The organism is Leisingera sp. XS_AS12 (assembly GCF_041224635.1).
Classification (GTDB): Bacteria; Pseudomonadota; Alphaproteobacteria; order Rhodobacterales; family Rhodobacteraceae; genus Leisingera.
The window spans coordinates 1-281 of record NZ_JBGFGM010000092.1; the positions used below are offsets into that span (position 1 = coordinate 1).

Annotated in this window: 1 pseudogene; it reads right to left on the bottom strand. The window is 61.6% G+C overall.

The features are described 5' to 3' along the window. Positions 1–281: pseudogene (locus AB9K35_RS09525) on the bottom strand (hypothetical protein); the annotation flags it as partial.

Genomic DNA, 281 nt, shown 5'->3' on the forward strand with positions numbered 1-281 from the left:
TGCACCTCGGAGCGCTGCACACGTTTGTTGACCCAGCCATAGTTTTTCCTGGCAGTGCCGACGGTGTCGTCGAGCAGCCGCTCGAGCAGGTCCCACCTTCCCGGGTTGGCTTCGATCAGCAGCGAGGCCAAGCCGTGGCGAAAATTATGCGGGGTCATCGGCAGGCCGGCAGCACGGGTTTCGCGCTTGAACCAGCCGAGAAAGGTCTCGTAGGGCAGATTGCCGTCCGCAATAATCCCGGGAAACAGGAAATCGCTGCTATCCGCACCCGGATACAGCGG